The sequence below is a fragment of the Porphyrobacter sp. LM 6 genome (genome assembly GCF_001720465.1).
Taxonomy (GTDB): Bacteria; Pseudomonadota; Alphaproteobacteria; order Sphingomonadales; family Sphingomonadaceae; genus Erythrobacter.
On record NZ_CP017113.1, the window covers coordinates 600,500 to 619,380 of the forward strand.

The following is an 18,881-nucleotide window of genomic DNA, read 5'->3' on the forward strand; positions in this document are numbered from 1 at the left end:
CCCTAAGCCGCGCGCCGCCGCCCGGCCTTGGGCGGGGGGCTGAACACCGTCAGGCGTTCATAGGCGAGCCGGTTGCGGCCCGAAGCCTTGGCTTCGTACATCAGCGCATCGGCGCGGGCATAGAATTCGCTGAACTTCATCTGGTGGCGATCGGCATCGGCCAGCATGATCACCCCCATGCTCGCGGTCACCGGCAGATCGAGCCCCGGCACCACCTGCGCAATCCGCATCGGGATCGCCTGCCGCAGGGCTTCGGCCCGTTCAAGGCTGCGCTCACCGCGCAGCAGCACCACGAATTCCTCGCCCCCCAGCCGCACCGCGATGGTGTCGCGGTCACTGCCGCCGCGGATCGCATCGGCGCAGGCGACCAGCGCGGCATCGCCCATCTGGTGGCCGTGGAGATCGTTGATCGCCTTGAACCGGTCGAGATCGACCAGCGCGAAGGTGTCGAAGCCCTGGGCGATCAGCTCTTCGAAGCGCGCCTCGATCGCACGGCGGTTCATCAGGCCGGTCAGCGAATCGCGGGTCGAAAGCTGTTCCAGCTTGCGCGCCTCGCTCAGCGCGGCGTCGCGTTCGTGGCGCAGGGCAAAGAACCGGTCGGCAATCGCAAGGCTGATCACCACCACTTCGATGCCCACCGCGATGTACAACAGATGGTCGAAGCTCTGCGGGGCAACGTGCCAACCCAGCCCGCGAAGCAGGCGCTCGACCGAAGCAATGATGATTGGCGCCCACGCCACCGCCAGGAAGCGGGCCGAGCGGCTGCCGCGAACCAGCGCTTCGAGCAGCGCGGCGGTGATGATGCCGATGAAGGGCAGATAGGTGATGAAGTAGCCGACATCGTCGAACGGCTGGGTCGCATCGAGCTGGAGCGCCATGAACCCCGGCACGATCATCGTGAACCAGCCCCCCCACAACGTGATCCGGCGCATCAGCCGTGATTGCGCGCCGCGTTCGAGGAAGTTGAGGAGAAACAACGCCGAAAGGCCCCCGCCAATCGCGTAGGACAGCGGGGCCAGCACCGCCAGCACTGCGATCGGCAAGGTGACAAGGGTCGTGATCAGACCGCCTGCGGTGAGAATATAGACCATCATCGCGCTGACCATCGCCGCGTGGATCACCACGAAGCGCTCGCGCAGGACCAGGAAGAAGCTGATGTCGAACAGCAGGGGCAGCACCAGCATCCCCATGACGAGGGCGAGCAGAAGCAGATTGACGTGGGGCCACTGGGTGCGGGTGTGATCGTGCGAGATGCGCGCCTCGGTCAGCAGCGGAACCGAATGCGGCGCTTCCACCCGTACCAGCAGCATTGCGGTATCGCGGGTGATCGGCGGCAGCGGCATGGTGAACACCGGGCCGAAGGGGACAGGCGTGCCCGCGCTTTCGGTCATGTGGCGCGTGCGGATCGTGCCGTCGGTGTCGACGGCGTAGAACGAGATCGATTCAAACCGCGCGGTGCGGGAGAAGAATTCGACCGGAAGGCGATCCTTTTCCCAACCGGCGCTGTCAAAGCGCAGCCACACCGCCGGGACATCGGAGCGCCAGTCGGCCTCCGAACAGGTCCATGCCGCGCGCGTCAGCATCTGGTCGACACGGCGTTCTTGCGCGGTCGCGGCGTGGCAATCGGCGGTGAAATTGGGCACCATCCCGACGTCGGCAGCGGCCGGGCGGGCGACGAACATCGCCAACAGCACGGCAGTCAGACAGAGCCGGATCAGATGGTACAAGCGGGGCATCGGCGAGGGTTAGCAGCAAACCCCTTACTTTGCTGTTAAGGCAAAAATCTCCGTTTTGGATGAAATCCGAAACAAACCATGCGCTTGCCTGCCGCGCGGCCGGCCCCGCCTCAATCAAATAACCGTCGGGAAATCCCGTGTCACAAGTCGTCACATTGTTGTCATGAAACACGCCTAGCGCGGTCGGGATCGACATTTACAGGAACCACTCATGTCAAACCGTATCGCTACCATTGCCAAGCTCGGCTCGGCGCTTGTTCTCGCCAGCATGACCCTCACCGCTTGCGATTCCGGGACCGGCGGCAGCGGCGGCGGATCGCGCACTTCGGTGCACGCGGTCGGCTCGTCGACGGTCTATCCCTTCGCCAAGCTGGTGGCGGAAAATTTCGCCCGTTCGAACGCGGATTCGCGCTCGCCGCTGATTGAATCGACCGGCACCGGCAACGGGATCGAACTGTTCTGCTCGGGCGTCGGCCCCAACACCCCGGACATGGTCAATGCCTCGCGCCGGATGAAGGAAAGCGAATTCGACACCTGCGCCGCCAATGGCGTGGACGAAGTGGTCGAAATCCAGGTCGGTCTCGACGGGATCGCCTTTGCTTCGGCCAAGGGCGGCATCATGCTCAACCTGACGCCGGAAGCCGTTTACAAGGCGCTGGCTGCCAACCCCTATGGCAAGCCGCAGACCGCCAAGACCTGGAAGGATGTCGATCCCGCGCTGCCGGCCGAACCGATCCTCGTTTATGGCCCGCCGTCGACCTCGGGCACGCGCGATGCGCTGAAGGAACTGATCCTCGAAGTCGGCTGCAAGGCCGATCCGGCGATGAAGGCGCTCAAGGACACCGACGAAGACAAGTACAAGCAGATCTGCACCGAAGTCCGCAGCGACGGTGCCTACGTCGATCAGGGCGAGCAGGATAACCTCGTCGTCCAGAAGATCGCCGGCAACCCCAAGGCCGTCGGCATCTTCGGCTATTCCTATCTCGAAGAGAACCTCGACAAGGTTCAGGACCTGCCGATGAACGGCGTTCCGGCAACCTACGAGAACATCGCCAGCTTCAAGTATCCGGGCGCCCGTCCGCTGTATGTCTACGTCAAGAAGGCACACATGCGCGCGATCCCGGGTCTCGGCGCGTTCCTGCAGGAGTGGGCCAAGAGCTGGGTCAAGGACGGCCCGCTGACCAAGATCGGTATGGTCGCCATGCCGGCCGACGTGATGGCCGCGAGCGCTGCCAAGGTCACCGAACTGCCGGTGCTGACCAAGGCCGACCTCGCCGCCAAGTAAGCGCGGCATTGCCCGATGGCGGGTAAGCGGATAGCTTGCCCGCCATGAGCGCACGCAAGATTGCCACATGGCATGATGCCGGCCTGATCGACGCGGCAACGCGCGACCGGCTGCTGGCTTACGAAGCCGCCCACGCGCGACCGCTCGCGCTGTGGGCGGTTTTCGGTATCGGGGCCCTGGCGATTGCGCTCGGGCTGGTCTCGGTCATCGCGGCCAACTGGGAGGACATTCCCGGCCAGCTGCGCCTCTCGATCCACCTTGCGCTGATCGGCGGCGCGCTCGCCGCGCTGTTTTTCGGCGAGAAGCGCATGGCGCAGGCATCGCCCTGGGCGGTGGAGGCGCTGGTGTTCGTCACCGCCGCGCTCGGCCTCTCCTTCTTCGGACATATCGGGCAGGTCTACCAGACCTCCTCGCCGCTCTGGAAACCGCTCGCGGCGTGGCTGGTGCTGTTCGCCCCGCTGCTGCTGCTGACCGGTCGGAGCTGGCCGACCGCGCTGGCGGTGGTCGGCGGCAGTGTGTGGTGCGCGTGGAGCTATGCGGGGTCCATGACCGGTTTCGGCGCGCCCGATGTGGGGCAGTCCCTCCAGTTGTGGGTGGCCTTCGTGACAGCGCTGCCCGTGGTCTACACGCCGCTGGCCGCAGGAATGCGCGCCCGCAGCGATCGCCCTGATTTCTGGCGGCGGGTTGAGCAAGCGGCGCTGGCCTATGGCGTCGCCGGAGCCTCGCTTGCGACGGCGGTCGCGGGGGCGGACGTGTATGGCGAAACCGGGCTGCTCGGCGGGCTCGCGAACACGGCATTGAGCGGCGCGGTGGGCGTGGCCGCCGGCCTTGGCACGATGCTGGCGCGGCCCGGTGTATCGGGCCGGATGTCGGGCGCGATCATGGCCGGAGCCGGGCTGATCGTGCCGCTCGCCCACGCAACGGGCGGCCTGTCGCTGCCTTCCGCGCTGCTGTTTTTCGCACTGTGGGGCGGCATCGCAGCCGCCGCGCTGGCCGCGCATTGGCGGGGGGTGTTCCAACTGGCCGTAGGCGCGATTGCGCTTAGGCTCATCATCCTCAGCTTCGAACTGGCGAGTGACCTGCTGCTGTCGGGCTTCGGGCTGATCCTGTCCGGGTTCCTGATCCTCGGCGTGGCATGGGTCGCAGTGCGGGTGTCGAAGACCTTCGCGCCAAGCGAGGAGGCCGACGCATGAGCCGGTTTGCCCGTCTGGCCGCCGTCCTCGTCCCGCTGATCGGCCTCGCATTGCTGTGGGTGCAGAGCGAGCGCACCTATAATTCCGGCACCGAATGGGAGGTGCCGATCCAGGGCTACGACCCGCGCGATTACCTGCGCGGGCATTATATCGAGTTCAGCTATGACTGGCCGGGGATCGACGAATTTCGCGATGTGCCACCGCAAAAGCTGTGCCTTGAAGGCGATGCGCCAAACCTTGCGGGTGTCACCGCAGATGCCGCCAGGCCATGCGCCCATCCGGTGCGCGCCGATCTGGGCGGGGTCTATGGCTGGGATGCTCTCACGCGCGGGCGCCTCTACATCGGGCAGGACCGCGCGCAGGCCTTGCAGAAGCAGTTGCGGGACGGCGACCAGCGCGGGATCGTGACGATCCGCCAGCGTGAGGACGGCAGCTTCACTGCCGTAAGCATCCGGTTCCGCCCGCTCACCCCCGCGGAAATCGCCGAACGCGATGCGCAAAGCGAGGAGCTCGAACTTCCGTTCCCGCCCCCGCCGATCATGAGCGAACCGGCTAGCGGAAGTCCTCGCCGGTAGCCGCGATCCGCACCTTCAGCCCGGCCTGATTGATGTTCTGGATTTCGATGCCCGGGTGGGCATTCACCTCGATCACCAGCGGGCCTTCATTCACATAGAGCACGATGTCCGCCCCGCAATAGCCGAGTCCCACGGCAGGCCCGCATTTGGCCGCCAGTTCCAGCACGCGTTCCCAGCCCGGAATTTCGAACCCGATCAGCGGCACGCCGGTATCAGGGTGATGGGTTATCGGGGTGCCTTTCACCACCGCGCGGGTGATCCGGCCCGTGACCATGTCGATCCCCGCCCCGATGGCGCGCAGATCAGGCAGGCCTTCGGGAACGATCTTCGCCAGCGCCGGATCGGCGATGATGAGCGGTTCGATCAGCGCCGCGTCCTCGGAGGCGGAATCGCCCGAAAAGCCGCCGTCGACCACCTTCTGGATGTGGTGCATCACGTCGGTCTCGGTGAGGGGCGTGCCTGAACCCTTGAACCACGTATTGCCCTCGCGCCGGACGGCGAGGAGAATCCCGTCGCCCTGCGATCCGCGCGCGGGCTTGATCGCCCAGGCATCGGGCATATCGCGGGTCGGTTTGAAGTTATTGAGCTTCTGGTGATCGTCGATCACCGCCACGGTGCCGGTGCAGGAAATCCCCGCCGCCTCCAGCGCCACCTTGGCCGCCACCTTGTCGCGCGCGCGTTCGATCGCGTGGCGCGGGTTGTACTTCTGGATCAGCGCATTGCGCATGTTGATGCCGAGGATCTCGTCGACCCCCTCAAGGTTCGGCGGGCGCAGCTTGCTGAGCGCGTCGTAGTTCGGTGTTTTCTTGCGAAACAGACTGAGCATCTCAGAGCACCTTCCGACCATTCCGACGCACCCTGATCGCGTCAGGAGAGCCGCTGGACAGGAGCGGCGCGCAGCAGGGGCTGGTTGCCCCTGCAAGCGTCGCGACGAAGCCAGCGGCTCTCCTGACGCGACCCCGCAGGGGCGGGCCGATTTTGGCCCACCGCCGCGTCTCTCCTCGTTCACTATGCTTAAACATGGCTCTCTCGTCGTTCCTTGCGCTGAACCAAAATCGGCTCCGTCAGGATGGGTCGGAATGGTCGGAAGGTGCTCTAAACGTCCTCTGCCGACCGGATGATCCACGCATTGTGAACCAGCGGTCGGCGAATTTTGCCGGGGTGAGGCTCGAACTGGGCATCCTTGTTGGGGACGATGGGCTGTGGCACCCGCCTTCTTCGCCCGGGTTTCAGATCCTCGGGCGAATTGATGACCCAAATACCGTCAAGCGGAGCAACGTTCGCACGCCGCTCCTCCCAGTCTATCGGTTCCAGATCGAGTTCGAACTGATCGGGGTTGGCCCGCATCCGCGCCTGTCGTCGTCGCTCGAGCCAGATCGGCGCGAAGCGATGGATTTCCGAGAGGCGCAGCCCGCGATACCGGCCGAGCACGCCGATCGCGATAGCGGTGGTCGCCGGCATCAACAGCGGCGACCATTCGATCAGCTTCAGCGCGACGTCTGACACCATCACGAATTCGATCACGATCGCGAGCAGGAAGGTGTTGAGCGCCATCTTGGCGGCCGGCTTGGCGCCGTCCTTGCCCACCTGCTTCCACCAGCGTTCAACGCACCGCGCGCAGACGATCACCGGGAAGGCATCGACCTGAAGGTTGGTGTCGAGGATCATCTGCAGGCCGACCAGCACCAGCACGATCAGCGAGATCAGCACACCGAGAAAGCCGACGCGGGTCATGCGCAGCTTGAGCAGCGTCGGGGTCACCGCCATGCCCACCGCGACCGACGAACACAGCACGACCGGCCCCATCACCGGGCCGATCTGGAGGAAGGCCAGCGCAATCAGCATCGGGGTAAACAGGCCGAACGCCTTGAGGCCGACGAAACTGCGCGCCAGCACCACCAGGAACGCGCCCAGAGGCAGCACCATCAGCAGGTTGGACGGCTTCAGCCCCCAGATCGCCTGCGAGGTCGCCACGCCCTCCAGCTGGGAGGGCAGCGCAAAGAACATCTCGGTATTGGCGACGCCAAGACCGACCAGCACCGCCAGCACGAGGCCGACGGTGACACCGACATAGAACGGGCGGCGCACCTGCGGGGTCGCGCGCGCCCATGCTTGTCCGAGTTTGGAGATCAACTCAGAATGCATACCCGACCGACAGCGTCAGCCGATAACCTTCGCGCTCACGCACGGGTTCGTTGCTGCCGACGAAGATGTACTTGGCTTCCGCCTCGACCCGCCATTTGCCCGGCCACCACAGGACTTCCACCTCGGGGGCCACCAGGGTGTCCTTGCGGCGATCATTGTTGATGGTGAGGCGGTCATCGAACCGGGTGCGGATCGCCTCGATTGCTGGGCGCACCCGCAGATCCGGCTTGATTGGATAGGTATAGGCGGCGCCGACCGATTGGCGTTCATAGCCGCGGCGCGGATCATCCGAGCTGATCGATTCCGCCCTCAGATCGAAGGCGAGGTAGTGGTAGGCGCCGAACCGGTGGCGATACTGGGCATCGACGCGCGGGCCTTCGCCCTTGGTTTCGGGCAGTGCGCCATCGGCATATTCCCGCTCGCGCCAGGTGCCTTGAAGGCGGAAGCGGTGCGCGCGCCTGGGTTCCCACGTCACGCGGGCCGCCCCCTGCCATTCGTCGGTATCATTGGCCTCGACCGAGACCATGTCATCGAAGTGGCGGGCCTGAAGCTGGAGTTCGAGCTTCTTGTTGATGTCGAATTCGGCCGCGGCGGTGAAGCGGTCGCGGGCGATGTCATCGCGGCCATTGCCGAGGCGGAACACCTCGATCCGGTCAGCCTCGATCCGGAACCGCGTCTTCTTGCTGTTGAGCGCCAGTCCGACCTGACCGCGCAAGGATATCGCCTCGCCATCGATCACGAGATCATTGTCGCGGGTGGTGGTCTGGGCGCTGACGGTCTGCACCTCGATGCGGGCGTCGGGTTCGAGCTTCCAGTCGCTCTCCTGCGCGGCGACGTGCTGGATCGGGACGGCGGCCAGCAGCGCAGCCAGCAGGCTGCCGATCAGGCGCGAGGTAGTCTTCATGGCATCAGCCCCCGTTGGTCTACGTAGGCGCTACGGGAGAGACGTTTAGGAATTCCTAACCACGACCATAAACCATGAGGGCCCAGATGGGGCGCGGCGTCCCGCGCGTATAAACCCGCGCACGCACAGGCGCAGCGCCCGCGCGCCGATGCAGGTATCCAAGTGGCTGATATGATTGACCTGAAGGCGAGGCCGCTGCGGTGTCCCGCGCCGGCTCAGGGCCGCGATTGGTTTACGCGGCTATAGGGGATTTCCGTCACGGTCGCGGTAAATTTCGCGGCGACCGACGTGGTTGGCGGGGCCGACCAGACCGTCTTCCTCCATCCGCTCGATCCACTTGGCGGCGGTGTTGTAGCCCACGCCCATCTGGCGCTGGAGCCAGCTGCCGGACGCCTTCTGGTTCTCGATCACGATCTGGCAGGCCTGACGATACTTGCGCTCTTCCGGATTGTCGGAGGCGGTGAAATCGTCCTCGAACCCGAAGCCGCCGTCTTCCGGCTCTTCGGTGACGGCATCGACATATTCGGGTGCGCCCTGCCCGCGCCAGAAGGTGGCGACGGCTTCCACTTCCTCGTCCGAGACGAACGGGCCGTGCACGCGCACCATCGCGCCGGTGTTGGGCTTGTAGAGCATGTCGCCCTTGCCCAGCAGCTGTTCCGCGCCTTGTTCGCCAAGGATCGTGCGGCTGTCGATCCGGCTGGTGACCTTGAAGCTGATGCGGGTCGGCAGGTTGGCCTTGATGACGCCGGTGATGACATCAACCGAAGGGCGCTGGGTCGCCATGATCAGGTGGATACCCGCCGCGCGGCTCTTCTGGCTGAGGCGCTGGATCAGCACTTCGATTTCCTTGCCGACGGTGACCATCAGGTCAGCGAGTTCGTCGACGATCAGCACGATCTGCGGCAGCGGCGCGTAATCGAGCTGTTCTTCCTCGAACAATTGCTCGCCGGTTTCGGGGTCGAACCCGGTCTGCACCCGGCGGCCGAGCGGCTTGCCCTTGGCGATCGCGGCGCTGACTTTCTCGTTGAAGGAGTTGATATTGCGCGAGGAAATCGCGCTCATCATGCGGTAGCGGCGCTCCATTTCCTCGACCGCCCACTTCAGCGCGCGCACCGATTTGTGCGGCTCGGTCACCACCGGCGAGAGCAGGTGCGGGATATCGTCATAGGTCTTGAGTTCGAGCACCTTGGGATCGATCAGGATCAGGCGCAGCTCGGCGGGCGTGAAGCGGTAGAGCAGGCTCAGCAAGATCACGTTGAGGCCGACGGACTTGCCCGATCCGGTCGTCCCCGCGACCAGCAGGTGCGGCATGGCGGCAAGATCGGCGATGATCGGCTCGCCCGCGATATCCTTGCCGAGGATGATCGGTAGATTGCCCTTGGCATCGACAAAGGCGGCTGCGGCGGCGAGTTCCTTCAGCATCACCGTCTGGCGATCCTGATTGGGCAGTTCGATGCCCATCACCGTGCGCCCCGGGATCGGCGAGACGCGCGCGGAAATCGCGCTCATATTGCGGGCGATGTCTTCGGCGAGCCCGACCACGCGGCTGGCCTTGATGCCGGGGGCGGGTTCGAGCTCGTACATCGTCACCACCGGGCCGGTGCGGACTGCGGTGATCTCGCCCTTCACATTGAAATCGTCGAGCACGTTTTCGAGCAGGCGGGCGTTGCGTTCGAGCGCCATCTTGTCGAGCTTGGGCGCCTTGTCGACCGGCGGTTCGGCGAGCAGATCGAGGCTCGGCAGCTTGAAGGCGGCGAACATATCGCCCTGCGCGACCTTGGCGGGTACGGCGGCGCGCTTGGGCGGTGCGGAGGGATCCGAAATCTCGGGCGCGCGGCGCGGGCGATCGTCGATTTCGGTGGTGACCGCCGCGCCCTTGGCCGCGCGGCGTGCGCGGGGGGCGGGTTCGTCCTCGTCGTCATCGGCAAAGGCGAGCGGGGATGCCGCCGCGCGCTTGCGACCCGGCAGCGGCAGGCGGCGCAGCAGCCCGGCGAGCGTGCCGCCGCCGAGGAAATCGGGCAGGCTGAGTAGCACCCGCCAGTCGATCGCGAAGATGCGGGTCAAGAGGCCGACCGCGACCGCAAGGCTGGTGAGCGCAAGGCCGAGGATCACCCAGCCTTCCGCCTCCGCCCCGAACCGCGCCGCAACCGCCTCGACCGCGCCCGCGCCGAGCAGGCCGGCAAGGCCCCCCGCCTGTGCGGGCAGCGTGCCGCCCGGGCCGGAGAACGACAGGCTCAGCACCGTGGCGATCAGCGTCATCGCGATCAGCAGCAGGCCGGTGGGCAGCCACCACGGGGTGGTTTCCGGCTCGTCGCCATTCTCGACATCGCGCCACAGCTTGCGCGCGGAGACATAGAGCAGCGGCAGCAGCAGCACGCCCGGCAGGCCGAAGATCAAAAGCACCCGGTCTGCCACCCATGCGCCGCTCGCGCCCATCCAGTTGGCGACTTCTGCGGGATCGGCGGCGGTCGAGGGGCTGGGATCGGTCTGGGTGTAGCTCGCCAATGCGAGGGCAAGGAACACGGCGGCCCCGAACAGCAATCCGGCGCCGGTCATCTGCGCAAGGCGGCGCATCCCGCGGCGCAGGCCTGCGCGCCATTCGGCATCGGTCTTGCGACCGGGTTTGACGGGGTTGACCGCGCGGCTGGCCATTGCTGTGTCTCCTGAGCGGAACACACCATGAATCTTCGGCGAGTCCGGGTCAAGCGATGTGCGACGGAGCGTTGCTTCAACTCAGCCCATCAATCGCCGCCCAGCGCGGCCATCCGAGCCCGCGTGCGCGCTTTGCCGTCATGCCGCCAAGCGCGATCACCGGCAGCCGCGATTGCCGCGCCAGCAGCCGGAAACGTGCAGCGCCCAGCACCGGCGCGCCAGGGTGGGTGCGGGTCGGGAAGACGGGCGACAGCAGCGCCGCGTCCGCGCCCAGCCGGATGGCAAGGCCCAGCTCGGCCAGATCATGCGCGGTCGCCAGATGGAGCAGCCCGGCGCGGCGCGGCCACAGGCTGCGCGCGGCGCCGTAGATCCCGTCTGCCCCCCACTCGCGCGCGGTCAGCGCGGAATCGGCGAGGATCACCACATGCCCGCGCGCCATGGCGATCCGGCGGAGCTTGCGGAACCGCGCCAGCCGCTCGGGTCCCGGCAGGTGGTAATGGCGATAGATGAAGCCTGATCCGCGCGGCAGGCGGGCGAGCGCGCGCTCCAGCCCCGCATCATTGCGGGCATCCGAGATCAGCCACAGGGCGGGGAGGGACTTTGCGCGCGCCACGCAGCCGCTATAGAGCGCCCCGATGGAAAACGCAGCCACCCGCCTCGAAGCCGTCCGCAGCAACATCGCCCGCGCGTGCAAGCCCGCGCGGCGCAAGCCCGAGGATGTGACTCTGATCGCGGTCAGCAAGACCCATGATGCCGCCACGATCCAGCCGCTGATCGATGCCGGCCAGCGGGTGTTCGGTGAAAACCGCGTGCAGGAGGCGCAGGGCAAGTGGCCCGCGCTGCGCGCCGCGCATCCCGATATCGAGCTGCACCTCATCGGCCAGCTGCAATCGAACAAGGCGGAAGAGGCGGTGGCGCTGTTCGACGTGATCCATTCGCTTGACCGGCCGAGCCTGCTGACGGCGCTCGCCAAGGCGATGGACAAGGCGGGCAAACACGTGCCGTGTTTCGTGCAGGTCAACATCGGGGACGAGCCGCAAAAGGGCGGTTGCCCGATTGCCGATCTGCCCGCGTTCCTCGAAGCGGTACGCGCCAGCGGCATTCCGCTTGCGGGGCTGATGTGCATTCCGCCTGCCGACACCGAAGCCGCACCGTTCTTCGCCTTCCTGGCAAAGCTGGCGGCGGATCATGGCGTTGACGGCCTCAGCATGGGCATGAGCGGCGATTACGAGACTGCGGTGATGCTCGGCGCGAGCTACGTGCGGGTCGGCACGGCGCTGTTCGGCGCGCGAGATTAACGCGCTCTTTCGGCCGAAAAAAGGGGCGCCCCGTTGCCGGAGCGCCCCTCTTTTTTCGTCTTGTTCGCGCTCTCTTAGAACTCGAACAACGCTTCGATACCGACGTTGCGGCCGCGCAGAAGCGGCGAGAAGGTGCCGGCTGCGGGGTTCGCGCCGAAGGGCATGCGGTTGGCCGCACCCACCGAAAGCGGTCCGCCGAACGGCACCTGCGTGTCGCCGCCTTCTTGGACTTCGTCGAGCAGGTTGCGCCCGTAGACCGAGAAGGACAGCCCGTCGATCGGGGTCGTCCAGGTCACGTTGACTTCCAGATTGTTCATGTCGTTCAGCCAGCCGAAGTTGTCGTCGGTATAGGCCGCCTTGTCACGATACTGGTAGTTCACGCGGGTCAGGATGTTGCCGTTGCCGAGGTCCAGTTCGTGCACCAGACCAGCGCCCACCGTAAGCGGGGGGACGCGCGGCAGGCTCAGGTTGAGGTCGCCCTGATCGATCGTGCCATTGCCGGAGATGTCGAACAGGATCCGCTGATAGGCGGCGTCGATCAGACCGATATTGGCGGTCAGCACCAGCGAATCCGTCGCCCGCAGCCGCGCTTCGGCTTCGAAGCCGGAGATGGTTGCGTCGGCTGTGTTGAAGATCGACTGCGCCACGCCTGCCGTCGGCGACGACTGGTTCACTTCGCGCTGCATGTTGTCGATCTTGGTCACGTAGCCCGCGAGGTTGACGGTCAACGCGCCATCGGCAGTCTGGAACTTGCCGCCGATTTCGACAGTGTTGACCTCTTCTTCGTCGAAGGCCAGCGTACCGCCCGGTGCCAGCGCGATCTGTTCGAAGGCACGGGCGTTGGTGATGCGGAAGTTGTAGCCGCCCGAACGGAAGCCGCGGCTCCAGTGACCATAAAGCTGGCCGGCGCTGAATTCGTATTGCATGCCGATCTTGGGCGAAACGTTACGGAACCGCACGCGGTCGGTGAAGCCGTTGTTCTCGGTCGGGATCAGGCTGTTGACGCCCGAAGTCGGGCAGGTGCCATCGACCACCGAACAGGGAGTGCGCGGACGGACATAGGTCACACCGGCATCCTTGGTCTCCTGGCTCCAGCGGACCCCGGCGATGATCGAGACGCCCGAACCCAGTTCGTACTGCGCGTTGGCGAACACGCCGAGCACTTCGTGATCCTGTGCACCGCCGCCGTAGAAGGTGAACGGACTGGCGAGCGGCAGCTGGCGACGCTCGGTGTAGGCGATGTTCTGGTCGAACCAGAAGGTGCCGAAGGTCAGATCAAGCCCGTCCTCGGTCGAGATCGCATAGCGCAGCTCGTTCGAGAACTGCTCCTGAGCGGTTTCGGTGGTCGAGTGGAACAGGAACAGCGGGGTCGCATCGATGTCGCCATCGGTGGCCGCATCGTACTTGCGCCAGCCGAACACGTTGGTCAGCGTGCCTGCGCCGATATCCATGGTCGCGGTGAGCGAGCCGGTCCAGATCTCGTTGGTGTAGAAGCCGCGGTTGTCGATCGAGAGATCGTAGCTGTTGCGATCGAAGAAGCCGCGGTTCTGCGCCGCTGGGCCATCGCCGTCGCTTTCGAAGTAGTCGAGCTTGCCCAGCAGGGTCAGGTCGCCCAGACGCGCTTCGAGTGCGCCGCGCAGGATCTTGGTTTCCGCCGCGCCCTGGTTCGAGCCGTTGAACAGGTTGCGGAAGTAGCCTTCGTCCTTGTTGTAATAGGCGCCGACCTTGAACAGCAGGGTGTCTTCGATGATCGGGCCGGAAACCACACCGCTGACGGTGTAGTTTGCGCCGCCGCGACCGCCGTCCACGGGTCCGTCAACCGCTGCGCGGAACTTGCCGCGGAAGTCTTCGGTCGGGTTGCCGGTGTTGATCAGCACCGCGCCGCCGGTGACGTTGCGGCCGAACAGCACGCCCTGCGGGCCGCGGAGTACTTCGACGCTTTCAAGGTCGAACAGGTCGAACACGACGCCGGCGTTGAAGCCGAGGTACACGCCGTCGACGAACACGCCCACGGTCGGATCGATCGAGGGGATCGACGAGTTGATGCCGAGACCGCGGATCGAGAAGTTGGCGGTGCCGCGGCTGGTGCCGACCTGATCGAGGCTGACGTTGGGCGCCTGGAACGACAGACCCGAGATGTCACGGATCTTGAAGGCTTCAAGCGTACCGGCGTTGAACGCGGTGACGGCCAGCGGCACATCCTGCACATTCTCGGCATCCTTGGTCTTGGTCCCGGTGACGAGGATTTCGTTGATGGTGTCGAGCGTATTGGCGGCTTCTTCCTGAGCCGGCACTTCAGCATCCTGCGCCGCAGCGGCGTAGGGGGTCAGAGCGGCAGCCGAGATAAGCAGCGCCAGTTTGCCGAGCCGGAGGGGGCTCCGCATGGGGGTAGCGATCGTCATGTTATAACTCTCCCTGAGTTGAAGGCCGCCCGAATAGCAATACGTCACGCAATTGCAACCTATCTCGGCAGGTCCGCACGGCGAACCCCAAGCGGCTGTTCAATCACGCTTTTTCCAGCTGGCTCTGGTGGTTCTCGCTGGCGGCTTCGAGCAGCGCGGCCTCGATTTCGGCCAGACGCTCGGGGGCCTTGACCTTCGCGAAGGTCAGGTCGGTAACGTAGAAAGTGTCCGCCGCCGCCTCGCCATAGGCGGTGATATGCGCCGAATGGACGATCAGGTTGGCCTTGTAGAGCGCATAGGCAAGCCGGTTGAGCAGCGCCGGCCGGTCGCGCGCAGTCACTTCGATCACGGTGAAGTGATTGGAGGCATCATTGTCGAACCCGACGCGCGGGGCGACATCGAAGGCGCGGGCGCGCGAATGGGCGAGCGGGCGCGCGGCGAGCTTGGGCACCAGTTCGATCCGTGCCAGCAGCGCGTCGCTGATACCCTTTTTGATACGCTCCATCTGCGCCGGTTCGCGGAACGGCTGGGCGTTGTGGTCCTGCACCAGGAAATTGTCGAAGGCATAGCCGCTCTTGGCCGTATGAATGCGCGCATCGATGATGTTCGCGCCGGCGACATGGATGCCGCCCGCCATGCGGTAGAAGAGGCCGGGGTGGTCGGCGGCGATCACGCTCACGCGGGTGGCGCCGCGGGTTTCATCGACCGCGCAGGTGATCGACAGCTGTTCGCCCGCCGCGCGCGCGGCATCATACTGTATGAGGTTGCTGGCGATGATGTCTTCGGGTTCGGCAATCCAGTAGGCATCGCCCAGCAACGCGCCGGCGCTGTCGACCAGATGGTCCTGATCGCCCAGCAGCCGCGCGACCGCATCCTTCTTGGCCGTGACCCGCTGCTTGCGGCCCGTGCCCTTGAAGCCGAGCCGCAGGCGTTCCTGCGCGGCATCGTAAAGCTCGCCGAGCAGCTGGCCCTTCCAGCTGTTCCACGTGCCGGGGCCGACTGCGCGGATATCGACCGCAGTCAGGATCGCGAGGTTGCGCAGCCGTTCGAGGCTCTGCACCTCGGCGACGAAATCCTCGATCGTCTTGGGGTCGGTCAGGTCGCGCTTTTGCGCGGTGCGGCTCATGAGAAGGTGTTGCAGCACCAGCCAGGCGACGAGATCGGTTTCCTTCTCGTCGAGGCCGAAGCGCGGGCACAGCCGGTGCGACACATCCGCGCCGAGCACCGAATGGTCCCCGCCGCGCCCCTTGGCGATATCGTGCAGCAGCACCGCGACATAGAGCGCGCGCCGTGAGGCGAGCTTGGGAAATTCGCGGGTGGCGCGCGGGTGATCGGCGGTCAGCAGCCCGCGCTCGATCTGGCTGAGCAGGCCGATCGCGCGGATCGTGTGCTCGTCGACAGTATAGTGGTGATACATGTCGAACTGCATCTGCGCGTTGACGCGGCCGAAGTCCGGCACGAAGCGGCCGAACACCCCTGCCTCGTTCATCCAGCGCAGCGCGGTTTCGGGGTCCTTGCGGCCGCACAGCAGATCGAGGAACAGCGCATTGGCGCGCTTGTCGCGGCGCACCTTGCCATCGATCAGCCGCGCGTCGCGACCTGCCTGCCGCATGGTTTCGGGGTGGATTTCCAGCCCCTCGGCCTCGGCCAGCTGGAACAGTTCGATCAGCCGCACCGGATCGGCCTTGAACCAGTCGTCGCCCGGCGCGCGCACCCGCCCGGCTTCGATCTGGTAGCCCTTGAACATCCGCGGACGCTGGGTGAAGCCGGCGAAGAACCCGGTGCGTGCCCGCTTCTTGGCCATTTCTTCGTCAAGGTGGGCGAGGAACACGCCAGTCAGGCTGCCGACCCGTTTCACCTGAAGGAAGTAGTACTGCATGAACCGCTCGACCGCGCTCTTGCCGGGGCGATCTGCGAACTGCATCCGTTCGGCCACCTGCCGTTGGAGATCGAAGGTCAGCCGGTCCTCGGCGCGGTCGGTGATGAGGTGCATATGGCAGCGCGCTGCCAGCAGGAACCCTTCGGCGCGGCGGAAGCTGCGATATTCGCTCGGGGTGAGCAGGCCGACATCGACCAGCTCCGAGGCGCTTCCGACGCGGTGGACATATTTGCCGATCCAGTACAGCGTCTGGAGATCGCGCAGGCCGCCCTTGCCCTCTTTGACATTGGGTTCGACGACATAGCGGCTGTCGCCCATGCGCTTGTGCCGGGCGTCGCGTTCGGCCAGCTTTTGCGTCAGGAACTGGCGTTCGCTGCCCTTGGCGACTTCGCCCCAGAAGCGGGTGCGCAGTTCCTCGTAAAGCTGCTGGTCGCCCCACACCAAGCGGCTTTCGAGCAGCGCGGTGCGGATCGTCAGATCCTCTTTCGCCATCCGCATCGTGTCGGAAACCGTGCGGCTCGAATGGCCGACCTTGAGGCCCAGATCCCACAGCAGATAAAGCATCGCCTCGATCACCTGTTCGCACCAAGGCGCGCGGCGCATCGGGGTGATGAAGGCGATGTCGACATCCGAGTGGGGCGCCATCTCGGCGCGCCCGTAACCCCCCACCGCAAGGATCGCGAGCCGTTCGGCCTGGGTGCGGTTGGGGACGGGGTAAAGATGCGTGGTGACGTGATCGTGGATCACCCGCAGCAGCTGATCCATCAGGAAGGAAAAGCCGCCCGTCACCTCGTGTCCGGCAGACGGCGCTTCGGCGAGCCGGCGGGCAAGCTCGGCGCGCCCGTGATCGAACGCCGTCCGCAGCGCCTTGATGATCTCCGCGCGCGCGCCTTCGCCGCCTGCGGCATGCAGGGCGGCGACCTCGTCCGCCAGCGCACGGCGGTCGATGATCGTGCGCTGGCCGGGGACGCGCCTAGGACTCATGGGCGTGGCTCACGTGTGGCTCACGCCGCCACGCCCTCGCTGGCATAGCGCGCCTTGACGGTGCGCTTGTCGATCTTCTGGGTGCCGAGGCGCGGCAGGGCTTCGTCGGTGATCCAGATCTGGTGTTCGAGCGGCACCTTGAACGGGGCGATCCGCGCGAGCAGGAAGGCACGCAGCTCGCCCGGAGTGATCGGGGCGCGGCCTTCCTTCATCGCATAGACCGCTGCGGGCACTTCGCCGAAGCGTTCGCACGGCAGGCCGAACACCGAACATTCGCCGACATCGTCATGCGCGTAGATCGCGTCCTCGACCTCGATGCACGAGATGTTCTCGCCGCCGCGGATGATGATGTCCTTCTTGCGATCGACGATGAACAGATAGCCGTCCTCATCAAGATAGCCGAGGTCGCCGGTGCGGAAGAAGCCGGTGTCGGTGAAGGCGGCGCGGGTGGCTTCCTCGTTCTTCCAGTAGCCGCGGAAGTTCGCGACCGAACGGATGCACACTTCGCCCACCTGTCCGCTCGCCAGTTCCTTGCCGGCATCATCGAGGATGCGCAGATCGACCAGCGGCTTCGACGGCCGCCCGGTCGAGCCGGGCTTGGCGAGATAGTTCTCGTTGAAATTGCCGCAGCCGACCGCGTTGGTTTCGGTGAGGCCATAGCCCAACAGCGGGAAGCCGCCGGGGAAGGCTTCCTTGATGCGGGTGACGTGTTCGACCGGGCGCGGCGCGCCGCCTGCGGCGAAGCTCTTGCACGCCGACAGGTCATACTTCTCGCGGTCGGGGTGGTTGGCGATTTCGTAGCTCATCAGCGGCACGCCGACGAAGTAGCTGACCTTCTCCTCGGCCATCAGCCGGATCGCGAGGCCTGCGTCCCACTTGGGCATCAGCACCAGCTTGCGCGCGATCGCAAAGCTCTGGAGGAACAGCGGCACTTCGCCCGTCACGTGGAACAGCGGCACGGCGACCAGCGCGCAGGGCTGATCGGTCAGCGGGCCGTCGGTGCTTTCGACATGGACCTTGGCCATCGCGCTCTGGGCGACGTAGTTCATCACGCCGTTGACCACGCCGCGGTGATCCGACCATGCGCCCTTCGACTTGCCGGTCGAACCCGAGGTGTAGAGGATGGTGGCGATATCGTCCGGCCCGATTTCTCCGAGCATCTTGGCGGCAACGCTGGTGCCTTCAGGCTCGGCCCAGACCGCGCTCAGCCCTTCGGCCGGAGCATTGTCGTGGGTGAACAGCACCACCTTGGCGCCGTGATCCAATCCTTCGAGCCGCGCCGCGCGCCCGGCATCGGCGAGCACCAGCTTGGCTTCGGCGAGCTCGATCCCGTAGGCGAGTTCCTCGCCGCTGGAAAAGCCGTTGAGCAGGGTGGCGCAGCCGCCGGCCATCAGGACGCCCATATAGGCGATCATCCAATTGGCCGAGTTGCGCGCGGCGATACCGATCCGGTCACCCTTGGCGACGCCATGGTCGCGCACCAGGCTTTCAGCCACGCGGGTAGCGGCGGCATAGGCTTCGGCAAAGGTCAGCCGGATTTCACCATCGACAAGGAAGGTGAGATCGGCGTTCTGCCCGGCAAAATAGGCGAAGTAATGTGCGAGGCTCGGCGGGGCGCCGGCGAAAGCGGGCATTTCGACCCCGTCGCGGGTAAAGGGCACGGTGGCAAAGGGCTGGCCTTCGGCGGTCAGGCCGGTGATGATCGCTTCGAGCGCATTGTCCAACTGGGTGGGCACGCGTGACTTTCCTCTCTCATGTTATGGAGACCAGCCGCGCGCGGGGCGCGTGCCAGCCCTCCTGTCCCAAGCCTTGCCGGCGATTCCGTGCC

General features: G+C 65.7%; 13 protein-coding genes. 4 read left to right on the plus strand and 9 right to left on the minus strand.

Translation table 11 applies throughout. The features are described 5' to 3' along the window. Window positions 1-2 precede the first annotated feature (2 nt). Window positions 3-1,736 (minus strand): sensor domain-containing diguanylate cyclase, encoded by a 1,734-nt coding sequence (locus BG023_RS03020; protein ID WP_069309152.1) that lies wholly within the window; start codon window positions 1,734-1,736, stop codon window positions 3-5. 211 nt (window positions 1,737-1,947) lie between these two features. On the opposite strand from BG023_RS03020, the gene BG023_RS03025 reads away from it, so the two are divergent. The 3 genes from BG023_RS03025 to BG023_RS03035 are packed head-to-tail and all read left to right on the plus strand — an operon-like array spanning window position 1,948 to window position 4,789. Next, window positions 1,948-3,021, plus strand: coding sequence for a substrate-binding domain-containing protein (locus BG023_RS03025; RefSeq protein ID WP_069309153.1), 1,074 nt, complete (start codon window positions 1,948-1,950; stop codon window positions 3,019-3,021). 44 nt (window positions 3,022-3,065) lie between these two features. After that, on the plus strand, window positions 3,066-4,214 hold the full coding sequence (locus BG023_RS03030; protein ID WP_069309154.1) for a DUF2157 domain-containing protein: 1,149 nt from the start codon (window positions 3,066-3,068) through the stop codon (window positions 4,212-4,214). Beyond that, window positions 4,211-4,789: a GDYXXLXY domain-containing protein gene (locus tag BG023_RS03035; RefSeq protein WP_069309155.1), complete on the plus strand. Its 579-nt coding sequence runs from the start codon at window positions 4,211-4,213 to the stop codon at window positions 4,787-4,789. The genes BG023_RS03030 and BG023_RS03035 overlap by 4 nt, the downstream gene beginning before the upstream one ends. On the opposite strand, the gene BG023_RS03040 is transcribed toward BG023_RS03035, so the two are convergent. The 5 genes from BG023_RS03040 to BG023_RS03060 form a co-directional block, all read right to left on the minus strand. Next, window positions 4,767-5,615 (minus strand): sugar-transfer associated ATP-grasp domain-containing protein, encoded by an 849-nt coding sequence (locus BG023_RS03040; RefSeq protein WP_069309156.1) that lies wholly within the window; start codon window positions 5,613-5,615, stop codon window positions 4,767-4,769. The genes BG023_RS03035 and BG023_RS03040 overlap by 23 nt on opposite strands. A 269-nt stretch (window positions 5,616-5,884) precedes the next feature. Beyond that, window positions 5,885-6,922: a 7TM domain-containing protein gene (locus BG023_RS03045; protein ID WP_069309157.1), complete on the minus strand. Its 1,038-nt coding sequence runs from the start codon at window positions 6,920-6,922 to the stop codon at window positions 5,885-5,887. A 1-nt stretch (window position 6,923) separates the two neighbouring features. After that, on the minus strand, window positions 6,924-7,838 hold the full coding sequence (locus tag BG023_RS03050) for a hypothetical protein (RefSeq protein ID WP_069309158.1): 915 nt from the start codon (window positions 7,836-7,838) through the stop codon (window positions 6,924-6,926). Between the two features lie 240 nt (window positions 7,839-8,078). Continuing rightward, window positions 8,079-10,490 (minus strand): FtsK/SpoIIIE family DNA translocase, encoded by a 2,412-nt coding sequence (locus BG023_RS03055; protein ID WP_069309159.1) that lies wholly within the window; start codon window positions 10,488-10,490, stop codon window positions 8,079-8,081. A 76-nt stretch (window positions 10,491-10,566) separates the two neighbouring features. Next, the gene (locus BG023_RS03060; protein WP_233993057.1) at window positions 10,567-11,142 is read right to left on the minus strand and encodes a thiamine phosphate synthase; all 576 of its coding nucleotides are present in this window, start codon (window positions 11,140-11,142) and stop codon (window positions 10,567-10,569) included. On the opposite strand from BG023_RS03060, the gene BG023_RS03065 reads away from it, so the two are divergent. Further along, a complete protein-coding gene (locus BG023_RS03065) occupies window positions 11,126-11,788 on the plus strand; it encodes a YggS family pyridoxal phosphate-dependent enzyme (RefSeq protein WP_069309160.1) in 663 nt (220 codons plus the stop codon). The genes BG023_RS03060 and BG023_RS03065 overlap by 17 nt on opposite strands. 74 nt (window positions 11,789-11,862) lie before the next feature. Here the strand turns inward: BG023_RS03065 and BG023_RS03070 are convergent, their stop codons facing one another. The 3 genes from BG023_RS03070 to BG023_RS03080 form a co-directional block, all read right to left on the minus strand. Further along, window positions 11,863-14,190 carry a TonB-dependent receptor gene (locus BG023_RS03070; RefSeq protein WP_069309161.1) on the minus strand — a complete coding sequence of 776 codons (2,328 nt, stop codon included), beginning with the start codon at window positions 14,188-14,190 and terminating at the stop codon, window positions 11,863-11,865. Between the two features lie 103 nt (window positions 14,191-14,293). Continuing rightward, window positions 14,294-17,053: a [protein-PII] uridylyltransferase gene (locus BG023_RS03075; RefSeq protein WP_069309162.1), complete on the minus strand. Its 2,760-nt coding sequence runs from the start codon at window positions 17,051-17,053 to the stop codon at window positions 14,294-14,296. 20 nt (window positions 17,054-17,073) lie between these two features. Then, window positions 17,074-18,789, minus strand: coding sequence for a class I adenylate-forming enzyme family protein (locus BG023_RS03080; RefSeq protein WP_069309163.1), 1,716 nt, complete (start codon window positions 18,787-18,789; stop codon window positions 17,074-17,076). Window positions 18,790-18,881 lie beyond the last annotated feature (92 nt).